This is a genomic window from Curtobacterium sp. PhB25, from assembly GCF_004365375.1.
GTDB lineage: Bacteria > Actinomycetota > Actinomycetes > Actinomycetales > Microbacteriaceae > Curtobacterium.
In genome coordinates, this window is the sequence record NZ_SODR01000001.1 from 1 (window position 1) to 20,064 (window position 20,064).

Consider the following 20,064-nt stretch of genomic DNA (forward strand, 5'->3'; position numbering starts at 1 on the left):
CGGTCACATTCCGAACCCGGAAGCTAAGCCTCTCAGCGCCGATGGTACTGCAAGGGGGACCTTGTGGGAGAGTAGGACGCCGCCGGACTTAACGTAGTAACACCAGGGAACCCCTGACCAGCACTGGTCAGGGGTTTTCTGCGTTTCCGGGCTGAGCCGTAGGATCAGCCGACGACGGAGGAACGATGACCGAAGCCTGGCCGGCACTGCCCGAGGGTTCCCGCTTGGCACTGCGGGAGATCCTCATCCACGGCACGCTCTCGCGGGCGGAGATCGCACGGTCGCTCGGGCTGTCGCGAGCGAGTTTGACCCGGGCGATGCGCATCCTCGTGGCCCACCGGCTCGTGGTCGAGGTCGGTACCGACGTGCGTGGGGCCACCGGTCGGCCGTCGGAGCTGCTGCAGTCGAGTTCGGGGCAGTGGGAGTTCCTCGGCGTCAAGCTCACCCGGGAGCGCCTGTACGCCGCGGTGACCGACCTGGGCGGACGCGTGCTCGCCTTGCACGAGGAGACGGTGCCGTCGACCCTGCCGGAGGACCTGGCCGACCAGATCAGCACCGTGCACGAGCGCCTCCGTGCCGTGCACCCTGCGATCTGTGCCGTCGGGGTCTCCCTGCCCGGTGACGTGCTCGTCCGGGGCGGAGAAGCCGTCGTGGCATCGTCGCCGTTCCTCGGGTGGACCGACGTCCCGTTCGCCCGGATGGTCCGGGAGCGAACGGGGCTCGCAGCCTTCACGGCGAACGACGTCCACGCCCTGACCGTCAAGGAGCACTGGTTCGGTGCCGGTGCCGGCCGCGGGTCCATGGCCCTGGTCACGGTTGGTGAGGGGCTCGGCCTCGGACTCATCGTGAACGGACAGGTCTCCACCGGCGAGCACGGGCGGCTCGGTCGGATCGGGCACCTTCCGGTCCTCGGTGGTGGGCCCGACTGCGGCATCGGGCACGCGGGGTGTGCCTCGAGCTACCTGCCGAGTCCGGTGATCGTGCGGAACGCCGGGCGCGAGGGATCGTCGTACGAGCAGGTCGTCGAGCTCGCGCGGAACGGTGACGAGCAGGCCGTGGCGGCGTTCGAGGACGCCGGACGAGCACTCGGCGTCGTCCTGGCCACTGCGGTGCACATCGCCGACCCTGCCGCGATCGTCCTGACCGGCGACGGGCTGCCGGTGTACGACCTGGCACGGACCACGGTGGACGAGTCGCTCCGTGCGGCCCTGGCGCCGTACCGGCAGCCGGTGACCGTCGAGGTGCAGCCCTTCGAGTTCTCGGAGTGGGCGCGAGCGGGGGCGGTCCTCGCGATCCGGCAGCTGCTCGAGACCTGATGCGGCACCACTGACAGCGCGTTAGTTACACACGTTGACAAACACTGCCGGAGACGGGAGGCTGGTGCGGTCCACCCATCGAAGGAGATGCCGTGACCGCTGCCCCCACCGTCCCGTGGCCGACCGACGGCCTGTCGTTCGGCGGCGACTACAGCCCTGAACAGTGGCCGCGCTCGGTCTGGCTCGAGGACGTCCGCCTGATGCGCGAGGCCGGGGTGAACCTGGTCACGATCGGGGTCTTCTCGTGGGCGCTGCTCGAGCGGTCACCGGGGGAGTACACCTTCGACTGGCTCGACGACGTCATCGCCCTGCTGCACGACAACGGCATCGCCGTGGACCTCGCGACGCCGACCGCCGCTCCGCCGAACTGGCTGCTGACCGCCCACCCCGACGTGCTGCCGGTGGACGCCACGGAGCGTCGTGAGCGCCCGGGTGGACGCCTCGGGTGGTGTGCGGCGTCGACGGTCTTCCGCGAGCACGCCCTGCGGATCGTCGGCGCCCTGGCCGAACGGTACGGTCACCACCCCGCGGTGCGGCTGTGGCACGTGAGCAACGAGCTCGGTGGCGGGAACGGCCGCTGCTACTGCGAGGAGTCGGCATCGGACTTCCGGCGCTGGCTCGCCGACCGGTACGGGGACGTCGACACTGCGAACGCCGCGTGGGGAACGGCCTTCTGGGGGCACACCTACACGTCCTTCGACGAGGTCTCGCCCCCACGTGGCGTCGGCGGCGCACCGAACCCCGGCCTCTTGCTGGACTTCGAGCGGTACTCGTCCGACGCCCTGCTCCGGCACTTCGACGCCGAGAAGGCCGTCATCGAGCAGTACTCGGACGTCCCCGTCACGACGAACTTCATGGTCGGTGCGGGGTCGCAGGTCGTCGACTACGCCGCGTGGGCGAAGCACGTCGCGATCCCGGCGAACGACCACTACACGCTCGTCGACGACCCGCACCGTGAGCAGGACCTCGCCCTCGCGGCCGATCGGATGCGCGGCATCACCGCCGGCCGCACCCCGTGGTTGCTCATGGAGCACTCGACGGGCGGCCCGAGCTGGCAGCAGCGCAATCGGGCGAAGGAACCGGGCGAGATCCTGCGCAACTCGCTCGTGCACGTCGCCCGCGGGTCCGACGGCGCACTGTTCTTCCAGTGGCGGGCCTCCACCGCGGGGGCCGAGCAGTTCCACTCCGCGATGGTCCCGCACGCCGGCACCCGCACCCGGATCTGGCGCGAGGTGATCGCGCTCGGCCGGGCACTCCGCGACCTCGCCCCCGTGCAGGGCAGTCGCGTCGAACCGGCCCGGGTCGCGATCGTCGTCGACGAGCCGTCCGGCTGGGCACTGCAGTCCGGACTGAAGCCGCACCGAGCGCTGCGGTACTCGCGGGAACTCCGAGCCTGGTACGCCGCGTTCCACGACCGGCAGGTGCTCACCGACGTCGTGCCCTCGGACGCCGACCTCGACGGCTACGACGTGGTGGTCGTCCCCACGATGCTCGTCGTCGACGACGCCACCGCCGCACGGATCGCCGCGGTGGTCGACCGCGGCGCGACCCTCATCGTCACCTACCTGTCCGGCGTCGCCGACGAGACCGCCCGCATCCGCGCCGGCGGCTACCCGGGCGCCTTCCGGCAGGTGCTCGGTGCCTGGAGCGAGGAGTTCACCCCGCTGCAGCGTGACGAGACCCGCACGCTCGACGACGGCGGCACCGTCACCGACTGGGCCGAGGCCGTCGTGGTCGACGACGCCGACGTCGTGCTCCGGTACACGGACGGACCGCTCGCGGACCGCGCAGCGGTCACCCGCCGCGCCGTCGGCGGCGGCGCCTGGTACGTGTCCGCGATGCTGCCTGCCCAGAGCACCCAGCGGCTCGTGGACCGGGTCATCGAGGAGCGCGCGCTCCCGCGGACGGTCACCGCGCCTCCCGGCCTGGAGGCGGTGCGCCGCGTCCACGACGACGGTTCCGTGTTCCTGTTCCTCGTCAACCACCGCGCGGACGACGTGACGGTCGTCGCGTCCGGTACGGACCTGCTCGACGGCTCCGGCCACGGGCCGGAGACCGTCGTGCCCGCCGGTCGCGTCCGCGTCCTGCGCGAGGAGCGTGCGTCGTGACCGTCGTGGACCGCGACCCGGCGCCGGCGCGCGCGCTCGACGGACGGCAGGTGCAGGTCCTGCGCGGCGGCGGGGTGTCGCTCGTGCTGGCGACCGCCGACGACGGGCTGCCCGAGGTGCTGCACTGGGGCCGCGACGTCGGACCCGTGACGGACGGCGACGGCGCCGAACTGCTGCTCGCGCTCGGACGGCCGCTCGGACCGAGCGCCCTCGATGCAGCCTGGCCACTGACCGTGCTGCCGACCGAACGCGACGGGTGGGAGGGACGACCCGCGATCGCCGGGCACGTCGACGGGCTGCCGCTCGTGCCGCGGTGGCGCGACGTCGAAGTGACCACGGAGCCCGGCGTGCTGGTCGTGACCGCGGTGTCCGACGAACTGCTGCTGCGGAGTGCCTTCCGGCTCGACGCCGCGGGGGTGCTGCGCGTCGGGCACACCGTGACGAACGGCGCCACCGTGCCCGTGCACCTGCAGGCACTCGAGGCGACGCTGCCCGTGGGCGAACGGGTCGGCGAGGTGCTCGACCTGGCCGGACGCTGGACCCGGGAGCGCACCCCGCAGCGCCGGACCCTGACCTCCGGCAGCCATGCGCGGGAGAGCCGCCGCGGTCGCACCGGCCACGACGCCCCGACGCTGCTCGTGCTCGGGACACCGGGGTTCTCGGATGCTTCCGGTGAGGTCTGGGCCGTACACCTGGCCTGGAGCGCCGACTCGGTGCACCGGTACGACCTGCTCGCCGAGGCGCGACCGCTGCTCGGTGCCGGGGAGCTCCTGCGCGCCGGCGAGGTCGTCCTCGGGCAGGGGGAGTCCTTCGCCGCGCCCGACGCCGTCTTCGTCTGGAGCGACGCCGGGCTCGACGGCCTGTCCGACCGGCTGCACGACTCGCTCCGCAGCCGCCCCGGCCACCCGAAGCGCCCCCGGCCGGTGGTGCTCAACACGTGGGAGGCTGTCTACTACCGGCAGGGCCTCGCGCCCCTGGTCGCCCTGGCCGAGACCGCCGCGGACATCGGCGTCGAACGGTTCGTGCTCGACGACGGCTGGTTCCTCGGGCGCCGCTCGGACTCGACGTCGCTGGGGGACTGGCGCGTCGACCCGACGGTGTGGCCGGACGGCCTCGGGCCGCTCGTCGACCGGGTCCGCGGACTCGGCATGGAGTTCGGGCTGTGGTTCGAACCCGAGATGGTGAGCCCGGTGTCCGAGCTCGCGGCTGCGCACCCCGAGTGGCTGCTGCAGCGCCCCGAGGACCACGTCCGCACCTGGCGGAACCAGTACGTGCTCGACATGGCGAACCCGCTCGCGCGGGCGTACGTGCTCGAGGCGATGTCCGCCGTGATCGGGGCGCACCACGTCGACTTCGTGAAGTGGGACCAGAACCGCGACATCGTGCACGCGGTCCACGCCGGACGTGCCGGCATCGACGCACACACCCGCGGGGTCTGGACACTGATGGACGCCCTGCGCGCCCGGCACCCGTGGCTCGAGATCGAGGCGTGCGCGAGCGGCGGCGCCCGGGTGGACCTCGGCGTGCTGGAGCGCACCGACCGGGTGTGGCCGTCGGACTCGAACGACGCGTTCGAACGCCTGCCGATCCAGCGGTGGACCGAGGCACTGCTGCCGCTCGAGTTGATCGGCTCGCACGTCGGCCCCGAGGTCTCGCACACCACCGGGCGGCACCTCGACCTGGACTTCCGGATGGCGGTGTCGCTGTTCGGGTCCGCTGGCATCGAGACCGACGTCACCCGGCTGTCCCCGACGGAGCTCGACCGGCTGCGGGCGTGGACGGCGTTGTACAAGCGGGAACGCGGGCTGCTGCACACCGGGCGCCTGCGGCACCTGGAGCTCGGCGACCCCGGGCTCGTGGCGACCTCGGTCGTGGCCGTCGACCGGTCGCGGGCACTGGTGCGGGTCGCACGGACCGAGACCGGGCCGCAGTCGCTGCCGGTGCCGTTGCGGATGCGGGGACTCGACCGGGCGCGGCGCTACCGGCTCGCCCCCGTCACGGGGCTGCGGGTGCCGCACGGGCTCGACATGGTGCCGCCGGTGTGGCTCGTGCGCGGGTACCTGGAGCTGTCGGGTGCGGTGCTCGAGGACGTCGGGGCGCGGCTGCCGCTGCTGGCCCCCGCGACCGCGATCGTGTTCGAGCTGCACGCCCTCGACTGACGCGACCCTGCCTGCCGCCGACGGCCTGCCTGCCGCCGACGGCCTGCCTGCCGCCGACGGCCTGCCGGCCGCCGACGGCCGGCTGGCGTCGGCCGTGGTCGGGCAGGCGCGGCCGGCGAGCGGGCGGAACATCCCGGTTCGTGGCGTGCGCACGCGGGTGTTTCGCCCGCTCGGCGGGACGGCGCGGCCGTACTGGTGCGCTGACGGTTCTGGTTCGCGATCTCGCAGGATCGTGAACCAGAACCGTCACGCCGCTGGCGGAACCCGTCCCCGCCCGGGCGCGGCCCGCGTCAGGGGAGGAGCGAGCCCGCGTGGCGGAGGACGAGCGGGCCGACGAGCGCCTCGGGGTCGATGCCCGGCGCACCCGTCACCGTGAAGGTCACCGACTCGCCGGCCAGCAGGGACACCAGTCCGTCGTCGACCCGAGCGGCCGGGTCCACACGGTCCGGGAACAGCGAGACGTCCCGCGCGTAGGACGTCGCCGTCACCGTGACGACCGCCCCGTCGTCCGTCGCCGTGACCGACGCGGACAGCGGCGAGCGGGCGAGCACCTGGTCGACGACCTCGGCGAAGTCGAACACCGTGCGGGTTCCGGCTCCGGTGACGACGAGCACCTCGGACCCGGCGTCCCCGGGCACGGCGAGCGAGGCCGGCAGCGTGACCCGGTCGGCATCGGCGGGTGCGGCGGCGAGCGAGAACGACGACGAGTCGAGCACCGTGCCGTCGAACGCGACGCGGGAGACCGTGACCTCGTCGGCGACCGGCGCCCCGGACGCGTTCACGAGCACGACGTCGAGCCCACTGCCGCCAGACGGCTGCACGGTGAGCAACACCGGTTGGTAGGCCTGCCGCACCGCGTACCAGACGGGCTTCCGGATGCCCGCGTGGTCGACGAGCGCCCAGGACACCACGGGCCAGTCGTCGTTGAGCTGCCAGACGATCATCCCGGTGTTGTCGGGCGTGCGGGACCGGAACCACTGCATGCCGAAGCGGATCGCGTGCGCCTGGTTGAGCTGCGACGCCCAGTGCCAGTCCTCGATGCTCGCCGGCGTCGGCAGGTGCCCGCGCATGCCGTCGGCGAGCTTCCGGTTGCCCTGGTCGGCCTTCTGGTGCACGAGCATCTCGTGGCCGTCGGGGTCGAGCGGCTCGTCGTGCACCACCGCGGTGAGGGTCGACCAGGCGGGCGGCCCCTGGAACCCGAACTCCGCCACGAACCGCGGGTTCCAGCCGGCGTAGGCCCGGTAGTCGAGCCGGTTCCAGACGTCCCAGATGTGCACGCTGCCGTTCCGCTCGTCGTTCGGCGACAGGTACTCGTCGAACGAGAACGGGCTGCCCGGCGTGTACGGACGGGTCGGGTCGAGCTCGGCGACGATCGCGGGCAGGAGCGAGCGGTAGTAGCCGTTGCCCCAGGTCCGGCCGACGAGCGACGGCCGCCAGCCCCATTCGGCGTACGCGACGAGGTTCTCGTTGTTGCCGTTCCACACCACGAGCGACGGGTGCGGGCTGAGCCGGGTGACGGCTTCGCGGACCTCGGGCTCGACCTCATCGGCGAGCCAGGGCTCCTCGGCGTAGGCGGCGCAGGCGAACAGGAAGTCCTGCCAGACGAGCACGCCGAGCTCGTCACACCGGTCGTACAGGTCGTCGGACTCGTAGATCCCGCCGCCCCAGATGCGGAGCAGGTTGACGTTCGCCTCGATCGCGTCGTCGATCCGGTCGGCGTAGCGCTCGGGCGTCATCTCGGTCAGGTACGCGTGGTCGGGGATCCAGTTCGCGCCCCGCACGATCACGGGCCGGTCGTTCACCCGGAGCAGGAACGGGGCTCCACCGGCGTCGGCGGCGGTGTCGAGCGTCACGGTGCGGAACCCGACGCGGCCGGTCCAGACGTCGTCGCCGACCTCGACCCGGACGTCGTACAACGGCTGGTCGCCCTCGCCGCGCGGCCACCAGACGGCGACGTCGGGGACCTCGAGCCGCACGACGGCGGAGCCGTCGACGACGGCGCGCACGCTGGTGACGGACGTCGCGCCCGGCGCGGACGGGCGGCCGGGAGGCACGGTGCCGGACCCGACGGGCGTCGCCGCCGCCTCGGTGCCGCTCGCGCCGGGGGCGGACGTGCTCTGCTCGGCCAGGGCGGCGCCGTGGCCGTCGGCCCCGCCGAGGGTGACGTGCGGGGTCAGGGTGACCCGCGCCTCCAGGCCGGGCCGACCGGACACCCCTGCGACCGGAGCCGACCCGATGTGCTGGGAGAAGGCCCCGGTGGAACCTGCGGACTCGACGTCGACGTGCGCGGTGAGCACGCCGGTGGTGCCGTCGACGTCGACCAGGGGGCGGACGGCCGCGATGCGGGCGCCGCTCCACGACTCGATCCCGATCGACTTCCAGATGCCGCTCGTGGCGACGTCGATGCCCCAGTCCCAGCCGAAGTTCGACGCGTTCTTGCGGAGTGCGTTGTACGGGTGGTGGTTGACGTGGGGGAGTTCGCCGCCGTGCAGGGCGGACAGTCGCTCGGCCGCGGGGACCGGGGCGTCGAAGGTGATCACGAGCTCGTTCGTGCCGGGGCGCAGCAAGTGCCCGACGGGGAACCGGTACGCGCGGTGCTGGTTCGCGGTGGTGGCGACGACGATGCCGTTCAGTTCGATCGTCGCGAGGGTGTCGAGTCCGTCGGCGACGAGGTCGTGGCGGGCGTGCGTGGTCGGGCCCGTGCCGGTCTCGCCCGACCACGCGAAGGTGCGGCGGTACCGCCACACCGTGTCGCCGATCCACTGGGTCGCGGCCTCGTTGTCGCCGTCGAACGGGTCGGGGATCCGGCCCGCCCGCAGCAGGTCGGTGTGCACGCAGCCGGGGACGATCGCGGCGACCGGCTCCCGGTGCGCATCGGCCTGTGCCGGGCCGTGCACCGCCTCGACCGTCCACGTGCCGTCCAGGGTGGTCCGCTCCATTGCGTCTCCTCAATCGTGACGGGGCCGTGACCCGACCCCTTGACCGCCTTAGTTTACGCGTGTAACAATCACGCTCACAACGTGGATCCTGCGACGACGCAGACCGAGAGGACAACGATGTTCAACCCAACCCGTTCACGGCTCGCCATCGGCGCCGCCGTCCTCCTCGCCGCCGGCCTCGCGCTGAGCGGCTGCAGCGCGAGCGGCAACGCCAGCACGAAGGACGACGCCGCCTCGACCCTGGTCGCCTACACCGGACAGTCCGGCGACTACCAGATCAACTTCAACCCGTGGTCACCGTCGAACATCGGCGGCGTCGGCACGATCTACGAGTCGCTGTTCTTCATCACCAACGTCAACACGAACGACCCGAAGCCGCTGCTCGGCAAGTCGTACGAGTGGAACACCGACGGCACGCAGCTCACCATCACGCTGCGCGACGGGGCCACCTGGAGCGACGGTGAGCCCTTCACCTCGAAGGACGTCGTGTTCACGCTCGACATGCTCAAGAAGCAGAAGGCCCTGAACTCGATCGGCTACGACGGCTCCGCGAAGGCCGACGGCGACGACAAGGTGGTCGTCTCGTTCGACAAGCCGTCGTTCGTGCTCGGCCCGAACCTGCTCGGCAAGACCTGGATCGTGCCCGAGCACCTGTGGAAGGACATCGACCCGACCACCGACGTCGTCCGCGAGCCCGTCGGCACCGGTCCGTACACGCTCGGCACCTTCAAGGCGCAGGCCTTCACCCTCGAGGCGAACAAGAAGTACTGGGACGGCGCCCCGGCCGTGAAGACCATCCGCTACCTGTCGCTCTCCGGCAACACCGCCGGCGCCGACGCGCTCAAGCAGGGCTCGATCGACTGGCAGACCGGCCCGGTGCCGAACATGGACGACATCGCCGGCAACTACAACGGCTACGACGGCATCACCGTCGGCCAGAACCAGATGGCGCTGCTCACCTGCGCGAACACCGACCTCGGCTGCACCGGCCCGCAGACCGACCCGGCCGTCCGGCACGCCATCGCCGACGCGATCAACCGCAAGCAGCTCAACTCGCTGGCGTTCGAGAACACCGCGAGCGAGATCTCGCCGACCTTCGCGCTCACCACGACGCAGAAGGACACCATCTCGAAGGACATCGAGCCGGCCGTGATGCCGGAGACCGCCGACAAGGCTGCCGCCGCGTCGTCGCTCGAGGGCGCCGGGTGGAAGAAGGGCTCGGACGGCATCTACGCCAAGGACGGCAAGAAGCTGTCCCTGACCGTCGAGGTCGTCACCGGCTGGACCGACTACATCACCGCGATCGACACGATGACCCAGCAGCTCAAGGCCGCGGGCATCGAGCTCAAGGCGCAGCAGTCGTCGTGGAACGAGTGGACCGACAAGAAGACCAAGGGCAACTTCGAGCTCGCGATCGACTCGCTCGGCCAGGGCCCGACGGCGAACCCGTACTACCTGTACAACAACTACTTCACGACGGCGAACACCGCGAAGGTCGGTGCAGCAGCCCCGATGAACATCTCGCGGTACAGCAACCCCGACGTCGACAAGGCCATCGCGAAGCTCGCCACGATCAACCCCGAGGACACCGCCGCCACGCAGCCGGAACTCGACACGATCCAGCAGCACATCGTCGAGGACCTGCCGTACATCCCGGTGATGACCGGCGGCACGACGAGTGAGTTCCACGCGGCGAAGTTCACCGGCTGGCCGACGAAGGACGACCTCTACGCCTTCCCGGCCGTCTGGGCGAGCCCGGACAACGCCGAGATCTTCAAGGCGCTGAAGCCGGCGAAGGGCTGACCCCGATGGGATCGCGACCGAGGAGCACTCGACGATGACCTACTTCCTGCGCAAGATCGGCTTCTACATCGTCGCGCTGTGGGCGGCACTGACGCTGAACTTCATCATCCCGCGGCTGCTGCCCGGGAACCCGGTGGACATCCTGCTCGCCAAGCTCCAGCAGCGCGGCGGGCAGGTGACCCCGGCGACACGGCAGGCGTACGAGCTGCTCCTCGGTGGCGATTCCTCGGAGCCGCTGATCTCCCAGTACGGCCACTACCTGGTCAACGTGTTCCGCGGTGACCTCGGGGTGTCCGTGAGCTACTTCCCGGCCCCCGTCACCGAGGTCATCGCGAGCTCGCTGCCGTGGACCATCGCCCTGGTCGGCATCGCCACCATCCTGGCCGCCATCATCGGCGTCGGCCTCGGCGCCTTCGTCGGCTGGCGTCCGGGCACCTGGCTCGACTCGTTCGTGCCGGCCACCACCCTGCTCGCCGCGGTGCCGTACTTCTGGCTCGCGCTGATCCTGGTGTACTTCTTCGCCACCGGCATCCACCTGTTCCCGGCACAGGGCGGCTACGACGTGATCCTCACACCGGGGTTCAACTGGGACTTCATCGCATCCGCGATCCAGTACGGGGTGCTGCCGGCCGTGACGATCGTGCTCGCATCGCTGGGCGGCTGGCTGCTCGGCATGCGCAACATGATGGTGTCGACGCTGTCCGAGGACTACATCACCACCGCCCAGGCCAAGGGGCTGTCCGACGGCAAGATCCTGCGGAACTACGCCGCCCGGAACGCCGTGCTGCCCTCCGTCGCCGGGTTCGCGATCTCCCTCGGGTTCATCGTGTCCGGCTCCGTCGTCACCGAGCAGGTGTTCTCGTACCCGGGCATCGGGTCGAAGCTGCTGTCCGCGGTGACCAACAACGACTACGCGCTCATGCAGGGGATCTTCCTGTTCATCACCCTGGCGGTCCTCGGCGCGAACCTCGTCGTCGACCTGCTGTACGGGCTCATCGACCCGCGGACGCGGGCGCGGAGCTAGGGAGGACACGCCATGACCAACATCCAGCAGGACACCGAACCCACCATCGGCGCACTCGCCGAGGAAGCCGACGCCGGGTCGACGCGGAGCATCGCCACGGCCCGCTCGACACGACCGAAGGGCGGCATCCGCCGATTCCTGCCGACCCTGACCCCGTGGCTCATCACGGGCATCGCTCTCGTCGCCGGCGTCACGCTGTTCGGCGTCGTCGGACCGCTGCTCGTCGGCGACCCGACCACCATCCGCGACTCCGGACTGCAGGGACCGAGCGGCGAGAACCTGCTCGGGACCACCCAGACCGGGCAGGACGTGCTCGCCCAGCTCGCCTACGCCACCCGCGGCAGCCTGCAGATCGGCCTGATCGTCGGCGTCCTCGCCACGGTGCTGTCCGCGTTCTTCGGGATCCTCGGCGCCTACCTGGGCGGGATCATGGACGAGGCGTTCTCGCTGTTCTCGAACGTGTTCCTCGTGATCCCCGGCCTGCCGCTCGTCATCGTCATCTCGGGGCTGGTCCCGCGCGAGGCCCGCGGGCTCTGGACCATCGCCGTCGTCCTCGCGATCACCTCGTGGGCCGGGTCCGCCCGGGTCCTGCGGGCGCAGACGATGTCGATCCGCAACCGCGACTACGTCTCCGCCGCCCGTGTCGCCGGCGAACGACCCTGGCGGGTCATCGCCGTCGAGATCCTGCCGAACCTGTTGCCCGTCCTGGCGTCGCAGTTCGTGTTCGCGGTGATCGCCGCGATCCTCGGGGAAGCGGGGTTGTCGTTCCTCGGCCTCGGGGCGTCGAACTCGTCGACGCTCGGCACCATGCTCTTCTACGCCCAGAACGGCTTCGCGCTGGCGAACGGCGCCTGGTGGTGGTTCGTGCCGCCCGGCCTGCTCATCGCCCTGCTCGGCATGGGCCTGTCCCTGGTGAACTTCTCGATCGACGAGGTCATCAACCCGCGACTCGCGAACGTACGTGCCCAGCGGCGGCGCGAACGTCGCGCCAAGCGGGCCGCCCGCGCCTCGCGTTCCGCGCGCACCACGAAGGAGTTCGTCCGATGAGTGCCGAAGCCGTGCTGACGATCGACCACCTCGACGTCGTCTACGAGACCGAACACCCCGTGCACGCCGTCAAGGACGTGTCGCTCACCCTGGCGCCCGGCGAGATCCTCGGGCTCGCGGGGGAGTCCGGCTGCGGCAAGACGACCCTGGCCTACGCCATCACCCGGTTGCACCGACCGCCGGCGAAGGTCGCCTCGGGCAGCATCACGTTCCACGACCGGGACGGCACCGACATCGACCTGCTCGGGCTGCCGCACGAACAGCTGCGGGCCGTGCGCTGGTCGAAGCTGTCGATGGTGTTCCAGGGCGCGATGAACGCCCTCAACCCGGTCACCACCATCCGGGCGCAGCTCGACGACGCCCTGAAGGAACACCGGCGCGACCTGTCCCGCAAGGAGCGGCGCGCGATCGCCGAGGACGCCCTGAGCCGCGTCGGCGTCGACCCGTCCCGCATCACCGCGTACCCGCACGAGCTGTCCGGCGGCATGCGGCAGCGCGTGATGATCGCGATGGCCATGCTGCTCGAACCGCAGATCATGATCATGGACGAGCCCACCACCGCACTCGACGTCGTGGTGCAGCGCGAGATCCTGCGCGAGATCGTCCGCCTGCGCGACGAGCTCGGGTTCGCCGTCGTGTTCATCACGCACGACCTGCCGCTGCTGCTCGAGATCAGCGACCGGATCGCGATCATGCTGCGCGGCGAGGTCGTCGAGTGCGACCGGGCCTCGGTCATCCAGCACGACCCGAAGCACCCGTACACGCAGAAGCTGCTGCAGTCGTTCCCGAGCCTGTCGGGGGAGCGCGGCGCGTTCATCCGCTCCGGCGTCGACGACCACGCGGCAGCCGTCCACGAGGAGATCCGATGACCAGCGTGACCGTCAGCCACCTCGGCAAGGACTTCCACACCCGCAAGGGCCTGAAGCGCACCACCCTGCACGCCGTCGACGACGTGTCGTTCGAGCTGCTGCCCGGGAAGACCGTGGCGTTGGTGGGCGAGTCCGGCTCGGGCAAGTCCACCATCGCCCGGATGCTCGCCAAGCTCGAGAGCACCACCCGCGGCTCGATCGACGTGCGGCTCGAGGACGGCACACCCGTCGTCGGCAGCATGTACCGCCGGCACGTGCAGATGGTGTTCCAGGACCCCTTCGCGTCGCTCAACCCGTTCCACTCGATCGAGCACCACATCGCCCGGCCGCTCCAGCTGCACCACCGAGCCCGGGGTGCCGACGAGACCGCCGAGAAGGTGCGCGAACTGCTCGGCCGCGTCAACCTCGACGAGGACTTCGCGAGCCGCCGCCCGCACGAGCTCTCCGGCGGGCAACGGCAGCGCGTCGCGATCGCCCGTGCACTCGCCCCCGGAGCCCAGGTGCTCATCGCCGACGAACCGGTGTCGATGCTCGACGTGTCGATCCGGCTCAGCGTGCTCAACCTGATGGGCCGCCTGCAGCGCGAGGACCACCTCGCCGTGCTCTACATCACGCACGACCTGGCGACCGCCCGCCACTTCTCCGACGAGATCCTGGTGCTCTACCGCGGCCGGGTCGTCGAACGCGGGCCCTCCGACGCCGTCATCCTCGACCCGCAGCACGACTACACCCGGCTGCTCGCCGAGGCGGCCCCCGACCCGGAGCGCACCGACCGCAAGGTGACCTCGGGCAGCGCGCTCGACCGCTCGAAGATCGACAACACCACCTGCTACGACCACGGTGTCGGGGCGTGGGTGTCGAGCGAGCCGGCACCGGTCGGCGCACGGTGAGCGGAGCCTTCGCCGACTGGGTCACGCCCGGGTTCTCGGCACGCTTCCGGATCGGCGACGACCAGCCGGCCGCCCTCGTGTCGTTCGCGGCGAGCGGTGGAGCGCGCGCCGACGGGGCGCTCCTCGATGGGCCGGCGGACCCGCAGCCCCTGGTGGAGCTGACGACGATCGGACACGGGCGGTTCCCGGGCGGGTTCCGGCACGTGGACTCCACGATCGGGGCGCGACTGCGACCCGTCTCCTGGCGTGGGTCCGATGACGCGACCGATCCGTGGTTCCGGATCGTGCAGGCGGACGTGGCCACGGGCCTCCAGGTCGAGTCGGTGTTCCGGGCGCGCGCCGGCGTCGCGGGCTTCCAGACGTGGACCGAGGTGTCCGCCGACGACGGTGAGCACGTCGTGGACTTCGTCTCGTCGTTCGCGACCGGGGCGTTCCTGACCGACTCCGGGGTCGGCGTCGACGACCTGGCCCTCGTGCACGCGGACAACGACTGGGCCGCCGAGAGCCGGTGGCGGACCGATCCGCTGCGGTCGATCGGACTCGCGGCGATCGACCGCGAGGCGCAGCACCACCCGCCCCGCAGCCGCGCCGTCGTGCAGAACCGTGGGTCGTGGTCGACCGGCGAGGCGCTGCCGATCGGCGTGCTGACGCCTGCTGCGTCCGCTGGTGCTGCGCCCTACGCGCTCGTCTGGCAGGTCGAGCACAACGGGCCGTGGCTGTACGAGCTCGGCGAGACCCGACGGCACGCGTACGTGCTGCTGAGCGGGCCGACCGGCCAGGAGCACCAGTGGACGGCGGTCGTGGCCCCGGGGCAGCCGTTCGTGTCCGTGCCGGTGTCGGTGGGGATCGCCGGCTCGGTCGGTGGGGCGTTCGAGGTGCTCACGGCGCAGCGTCGGGCGTTCCGGCACGTGCGCGAGGCCGATCGCGCCCTGCCGCTCGTGTTCAACGACTACATGAACACGCTCATGGGGGACCCGACCACCGAGAAGCTGCTGCCGTTGATCGACGCCGCTGCCGACGCCGGAGCGGACCTGTTCTGCATCGACGCCGGCTGGTACGCCGAGGGGCACTGGTGGGACACCGTCGGGGCGTGGGAGGAGGCCGCGTCGCGGTTCCCGACCGGGCTCGGGTTCGTCATCGACCACATCCGGTCGCGGGGGATGCAGGCCGGGCTCTGGCTCGAGCCCGAGGTCATCGGCATCCACTCGCCGCTGGCGATCTCCCTGCCGGAGGACGCCTTCGTGCACCACCACGGCGTGCGGGTCGCCGAGCACGGACGGCACCTGCTCGACCTCCGGTCACCGGCCGCGCGGGCGCACCTGGACTCCGTCGTCGATCGACTGGTCGGGTCGCTCGGGGTCAGCTTCTTCAAGATGGACTACAACACGATGACGGGGCCGTGGGACGGCTCGGTCTCGGCTGGCAGGGCGCTGCTCGACTGGCTCGACGACGTGCAGGCCCGGTACCCGTCGCTGCTCATCGAGAACTGCGCCTCGGGAGCGATGCGCGCCGACTCCGCGATGCTGTCCCGGTTGCACATGCAGTCGACCTCGGACCAGCAGGACCCGGTGCTGTCGGCGTCGATCGCGGCTGCTGCCCCCGCCGCGATGCTGCCCGAGCAGGCCGGGAACTGGGCCTACCCGGCGCCGTCGATGTCGCCCGACCTGTTCGACCTGTCGCTCGTGAACGGGGTGCTCGGGCGGATGTACCTGTCGGGCTACCTCAATTCGATGAGCACATCGCAGCGGGCGGTCGTGCGTTCTGCGATCGAGGCACACCGGACAGTGCTCGAGGTCATCGAGTCGTCGGTGCCGGAGTGGCCGCTCGGGCTGCCGGCATGGGAGGACCCGTGGCTCGCGCTCGGCTTGCGCGCTGTGTCGGGCGATCTGTACTTGTCGGTGTGGTCGCTGCCCGGTGCGTCGGGATCGGTGTCGTTGCCGCTGCCGGACTTCGCCGGGCAGGCGGTCGTCGTCGAGCCGCTGTTCCCGACGGCGCTCGGGTCGTGGTCCGTGGCGTGGGACGCTGCCTCGGGTTCGCTCGAGGTCGCCAACGGCGGGGCGACCCCCACAGCGCGGGTGCTCCGCGTCCGACCGGAGGGGGCGGACGCGGAGCACTGAGCGGGGCGCGCGTCGCGATGGCAGGGCGCGCGTCGGAGCGGACGGGAGGCACGGTGCAGGCAGGCGCCGCGCCTCCCGTCCCGTCGGTGGTCGCGTCCACGGCACGGGGGACGCGGGTTCGTGTCCGGCCGGTGACGGTTCTGGTTCAGGATCCTCGGGGATCGTCAACCAGAACCGTCAGCAGCGGTGCAGGAAGGCCCCCGGTCAGGCGCGGGTCTCGCGATCGGCGTCGGCTTCGGTTTCGGCGTCGGCGTCGGCTTCTGAGTCGTCGTCGGGGCGGCGCGGGGCGCGGAGCCGCAGGGTCGCACCGAGGCCGATGACCAGGAAGCCGGCGGCCGAGAACGCGGCGGCGCGGGTGCCGTCGGAGAACGCCTCGGCGGCGTCGGCGCGGGTCTGCCCCTCGAGGCCGGCGATCGCTCCGCCCGAGGACTGCACCACGGTGTCGGCGATCTGCTCGGACTGGGCGGTCGAGACGCCGGCGTCCTGCAGGCGGTGCTCCAGGATGCTGCCCGTCGAGGTGAACAGCACCGTCCCGAGGACCGCGATGCCGAGCGCTGAACCGATCTGGCGCGCGGTGCTCTGGGCACCCGAGGCCTCGCCGCTGCGCTCCACGGGGACGTCCTGCAGCACGACGCCGGTGAGCTGCGCCGTCGCGAGTCCGACGCCGAAGCCGTAGACGAACAGGCACGGGACGATCGCCCACCACGGGGTCGCCGAGGTCACGACGAACCCGATCGCGGCGACCCCGACGATCTCGGCGCCGATGCCCATCCGCACGATCGGCAGCGCCCCGATCCGCTGTCCGACCGTGGCCGCGAACCCGCTCGCGACGAACGACCCGATCGCCAGGGCCAACAGCACGAAGCCGGTCTGCAGCGCCGAGTAGCCGAGGACGTTCTGCAGCCAGAGGGGCAGCGACAGGATGATGCCGAACTCGCCGAGCGACACGATGAGCGCCGCGATCGAGCCGTTCCGGAACGAGCCGATGCCGAACAGGTCGAGGGCGATGAGCGTCGACCGGCCCGCACGCTGCCGGCGCCGGGAGCGGACGACGAAGGCCACCCCGGCAGCGATCGCGATCACGAACGCGACGGGGATCGGCGAGACCGGGCCGTCCCACGACCACGAGCCGATCGTGAACGGTGTCGACGACGGAGTCCACCAGCCGTAGGCGCGGCCCTCGATCAGCCCGAAGACCAGCGCAGCGCTCGCGATCACGGACAGCAGGGCGCCGACGAGGTCGATGCGGCCGGTGTGCTCGGCGTCGCGCGACTCCCGCACGGCGACCGCGAGGCCGGCCAGGATGACCGCCACGATCGGGACGTTGATGCCGAAGGCCCACCGCCACGAGAAGTCCGTCGTCAACCAGCCGCCGAGCAGCGGACCGACCGCCACCATCCCGCCGATCGTGGAGCCCCACACCGCGAAGGCGATGCCGCGCTCCCGGCCGGTGAACGTCGCGTTGAGGATCGACAGCGTGGTGGGCAGAACCATCGCGCCACCGACACCCTGCAGCACGCGGGACGCCACGAGCAGTTCGCCCGTCGGGGACAGCGCCGCCAGGACCGACGCCACCGCGAACAGGATCACGCCGATGGTCAGCAGGCGCCGGCGACCGAAGCGGTCGGCGACGGCACCGAAGACGAGCAGCAGCGCGGCGAAGACCAGCGTGTAGCTCTCCTGCACCCACTGCACGAGCGTCGAGCCGATGTCGAGGTCAGCGACGATGCTCGGGATCGCCACGTTCACGATCGTGGAGTCGACGATGATGAGCGCGACCGCCAGGCTGATCACGACCAGACCGATCCACCGGCGGCGATCCGGGGTGGTGGTGGGAGCTGCGGCTGCGGCGCTCATGTGCGTGTCCTCTCAGATGATCAGCATGCTGACTACCTGACGGTACACCCGCTCCCGATGACCGGCGCACCGGGGGATCAGGGGAGCAGGCGGAGCTCCATCGCGCGGGTCACGGCACGGGTGCGGTCGTTGACGCCGAGCTTCTCGAACACGTGCCCGAGGTGCGTCTTCACCGTCGTCTCGCTGAGGAACAGGGCGCGGCCGATCGCCGGGTTCGAGTTGCCCTGGGCGACGAGCTGCAGGACCTCGAGTTCGCGCGGGGTCAACGACGGGCCAGCAGCCACGGCCGACGAACCCGTTGCTCGTCGGACCAGCGCAGCGGCAGCCGAAGGGGCCAGTGCCGTCTCGCCCCGCGCCGTCGCCCGCACCCCGGCGAGGATCTCGGACTCCGGGGCCGCCTTGAGCAGGTAGCCGGTGGCCCCGGCCTCGATCGCCGCGAGGATCTGGTCGTCGGACTCGTACGTCGTCAGGATCAGGACGCGGACGCCCGGCTCGGCCGCGAGGATCTCCGCCGTCGCCGCATCGCCGTCGAGCTCCGGCATCCGGAGGTCCATCAGCACGACGTCGGGGCGCTCGGCCAGCACGACGGACACCGCTGCTCGGCCGTCGCTGGCCTGGCCCACCACGTCGATGTCGTCGGCGTCCTGCAACAGCGCGACGATGCCCGAGCGGACGATGGGGTGGTCGTCGGCGACCACGACGCGGATCACCGGCTCACCTCCGCCACGGGGTGGCGAACGGCGGACGGGAGGCCCGGTGCGGCTCCGGTGGGCAGGGTTGCTTCGACGACGGTGCCCCGGCCCAGGGCGCTCGTGATCGTGCAGGTACCGCCAGCGAGGGCGAGGCGCTCCCGCAACCCGCGCAGACCGTGCCCGGCGGTGGGCTGCTCGGGGTCGAACCCGGTGCCGTCGTCGGTGATCCGCAGCACGGTCTGCCCGGCGTCGGAGAGCAGAAGGACCCGCGCCGAGGCTGAGCCGGCGTGCGCGCGGACGTTCGAGAGGGCCTCTTGCGCGACCCGGAGCAGGACCACCTGCGCATCGCGGTCCAGCACGCAGTCGGAGGCGTCGACCGTGACCAGCGTCCCCGTTTCGCGGGTGTGCCGTTCGGCGAGGCGGTGGAGGGCACCGGCGAGGCTGTCGCGGGTCATGCCTGCGGCTCCGGCTGCGACGAGGGTGCGGGATTCCTCGAGGGCGGCGCGGGCGGACTCCTCGAGGACGGTGAGTCGTTCTTCCAGCGCATCGGAGCGGTCGTTCGCCAGGTCGCCGCGAGCCCGTTCGGTGAGCATGACGATCCCGGCGAGGTTCTGCGCGACGGTGTCGTGGATCTCGCGGGCCAGGCGCTCCCGTTCGCTCGCGATGCCCGCCGTGCGGTTCGCGTCGGCGAGGGACTGCTGGGTGGCGCGGAGCTCCTCGACGAGCTGGCGGCGCTCCTCGGACAGACCGGCGACGCTCGAGATCCACACGCCCATCGCGCAGGCACCGATCACGCTGATGCCCTCGATGAGCAGGGTGCTGACCAGGGCGTCCGGGCCGCTCGACAGCTGCAGGCCGATGCCGCTCGCGAGCCCGACGGCGACGGACAACAGGACCGCGGTGCGGACGCGCTCCGTCTGCACCCACACGAGCGGGAACACGATGCACTGCACGAACGCGGTGCTCGGGACGACGGCCGGCAGCACCAGGGCGGCGACGACGACGAGCGGCAGGAACGCGGCGGCGGCTCGGGGGCTGTCGTAGCCGCGGTGCCCGTACCCGATGTACGCCACGACGAGGACCACCACCGCCAGGTAGGCCGGCCAGCGGGTCGACCACGGGGACCAGCCGAGCGCGGTGATCACAGCGGTGAGGAGCATCGTGCCCGCGAAGAAGACGTGCAACCACCGGTTGCGCACCCACGTCTCACCGCTCATGACGACAGCATCCCACCTGCCCGGCG

Annotated in this window: 13 protein-coding genes and 1 rRNA gene; 10 read left to right on the plus strand and 4 right to left on the minus strand. The window is 71.5% G+C overall.

From position 1 onward, the window contains the following. The 4 genes from rrf to EDF51_RS00020 all read left to right on the plus strand — a co-directional run. A 5S ribosomal RNA gene (gene rrf, locus EDF51_RS00005) occupies positions 1–88 on the plus strand; the annotation flags it as partial. A 97-nt stretch (positions 89–185) separates the two neighbouring features. Beyond that, complete coding sequence (locus EDF51_RS00010) at positions 186–1,316, plus strand: ROK family transcriptional regulator (RefSeq protein WP_134193385.1); 1,131 nt, start codon at positions 186–188, stop codon at positions 1,314–1,316. A 92-nt stretch (positions 1,317–1,408) separates the two neighbouring features. After that, positions 1,409–3,424 carry a beta-galactosidase gene (locus EDF51_RS00015; protein ID WP_134193387.1) on the plus strand — a complete coding sequence of 672 codons (2,016 nt, stop codon included), beginning with the start codon at positions 1,409–1,411 and terminating at the stop codon, positions 3,422–3,424. Then, positions 3,421–5,583 (plus strand): alpha-galactosidase, encoded by a 2,163-nt coding sequence (locus tag EDF51_RS00020; RefSeq protein WP_243837048.1) that lies wholly within the window; start codon positions 3,421–3,423, stop codon positions 5,581–5,583. Before EDF51_RS00015 ends, EDF51_RS00020 begins: the two co-directional genes overlap by 4 nt. A gap of 290 nt (positions 5,584–5,873) precedes the next feature. On the opposite strand, the gene EDF51_RS00025 is transcribed toward EDF51_RS00020, so the two are convergent. After that, on the minus strand, positions 5,874–8,522 hold the full coding sequence (locus tag EDF51_RS00025) for a glycoside hydrolase family 2 protein (RefSeq protein WP_134193389.1): 2,649 nt from the start codon (positions 8,520–8,522) through the stop codon (positions 5,874–5,876). 117 nt (positions 8,523–8,639) lie between these two features. Here EDF51_RS00025 and EDF51_RS00030 point away from each other — a divergent pair, with 117 nt between their 5' ends. From EDF51_RS00030 to EDF51_RS00050, 6 genes are read left to right on the plus strand one after another with little or no spacing between them, the layout of a single operon-like run. Beyond that, on the plus strand, positions 8,640–10,325 hold the full coding sequence (locus EDF51_RS00030) for an ABC transporter substrate-binding protein (RefSeq protein ID WP_134193391.1): 1,686 nt from the start codon (positions 8,640–8,642) through the stop codon (positions 10,323–10,325). A 34-nt stretch (positions 10,326–10,359) separates the two neighbouring features. Beyond that, positions 10,360–11,349, plus strand: a complete 990-nt coding sequence (locus EDF51_RS00035) for an ABC transporter permease (protein WP_111086984.1) — start codon at positions 10,360–10,362, stop codon at positions 11,347–11,349. 12 nt (positions 11,350–11,361) lie between these two features. After that, a complete protein-coding gene (locus EDF51_RS19705; RefSeq protein WP_166673459.1) occupies positions 11,362–12,396 on the plus strand; it encodes an ABC transporter permease in 1,035 nt (344 codons plus the stop codon). Then, positions 12,393–13,265, plus strand: a complete 873-nt coding sequence (locus EDF51_RS19710; protein ID WP_123313058.1) for an ABC transporter ATP-binding protein — start codon at positions 12,393–12,395, stop codon at positions 13,263–13,265. The genes EDF51_RS19705 and EDF51_RS19710 overlap by 4 nt, the downstream gene beginning before the upstream one ends. Further along, entirely contained in the window at positions 13,262–14,155 is an 894-nt protein-coding gene (locus EDF51_RS00045) for an ATP-binding cassette domain-containing protein (RefSeq protein ID WP_131879147.1), read from the plus strand. The genes EDF51_RS19710 and EDF51_RS00045 overlap by 4 nt, the downstream gene beginning before the upstream one ends. Beyond that, the gene (locus tag EDF51_RS00050; protein WP_166673460.1) at positions 14,116–16,272 is read left to right on the plus strand and encodes a glycoside hydrolase family 36 protein; all 2,157 of its coding nucleotides are present in this window, start codon (positions 14,116–14,118) and stop codon (positions 16,270–16,272) included. The genes EDF51_RS00045 and EDF51_RS00050 overlap by 40 nt, the downstream gene beginning before the upstream one ends. Before the next feature lie 204 nt (positions 16,273–16,476). Here the strand turns inward: EDF51_RS00050 and EDF51_RS00055 are convergent, their stop codons facing one another. The 3 genes from EDF51_RS00055 to EDF51_RS00065 all read right to left on the minus strand — a co-directional run bounded on the left by EDF51_RS00055 (position 16,477) and on the right by EDF51_RS00065 (position 20,038). Further along, positions 16,477–18,129, minus strand: a complete 1,653-nt coding sequence (locus EDF51_RS00055) for a DHA2 family efflux MFS transporter permease subunit (RefSeq protein ID WP_134193395.1) — start codon at positions 18,127–18,129, stop codon at positions 16,477–16,479. A gap of 77 nt (positions 18,130–18,206) precedes the next feature. Beyond that, a complete protein-coding gene (locus tag EDF51_RS00060) occupies positions 18,207–18,839 on the minus strand; it encodes a response regulator transcription factor (RefSeq protein WP_123340278.1) in 633 nt (210 codons plus the stop codon). Further along, positions 18,836–20,038 (minus strand): sensor histidine kinase, encoded by a 1,203-nt coding sequence (locus tag EDF51_RS00065; protein WP_166673461.1) that lies wholly within the window; start codon positions 20,036–20,038, stop codon positions 18,836–18,838. Before EDF51_RS00065 ends, EDF51_RS00060 begins: the two co-directional genes overlap by 4 nt. Positions 20,039–20,064: the final 26 nt, after the last annotated feature.

Coding starts and splice junctions, on each gene's coding strand:
- EDF51_RS19705 (WP_166673459.1), top strand. CDS start 11,362: ATGACCAACATCCAGCAGGACACCGAACCCACCATCGGCGCACTCGCC.
- EDF51_RS00030 (WP_134193391.1), top strand. CDS start 8,640: ATGTTCAACCCAACCCGTTCACGGCTCGCCATCGGCGCCGCCGTCCTC.
- EDF51_RS00065 (WP_166673461.1), bottom strand. CDS start 20,038: ATGAGCGGTGAGACGTGGGTGCGCAACCGGTGGTTGCACGTCTTCTTC.
- EDF51_RS00025 (WP_134193389.1), bottom strand. CDS start 8,522: ATGGAGCGGACCACCCTGGACGGCACGTGGACGGTCGAGGCGGTGCAC.
- EDF51_RS19710 (WP_123313058.1), top strand. CDS start 12,393: ATGAGTGCCGAAGCCGTGCTGACGATCGACCACCTCGACGTCGTCTAC.
- EDF51_RS00055 (WP_134193395.1), bottom strand. CDS start 18,129: ATGAGCGCCGCAGCCGCAGCTCCCACCACCACCCCGGATCGCCGCCGG.
- EDF51_RS00045 (WP_131879147.1), top strand. CDS start 13,262: ATGACCAGCGTGACCGTCAGCCACCTCGGCAAGGACTTCCACACCCGC.
- EDF51_RS00035 (WP_111086984.1), top strand. CDS start 10,360: ATGACCTACTTCCTGCGCAAGATCGGCTTCTACATCGTCGCGCTGTGG.
- EDF51_RS00010 (WP_134193385.1), top strand. CDS start 186: ATGACCGAAGCCTGGCCGGCACTGCCCGAGGGTTCCCGCTTGGCACTG.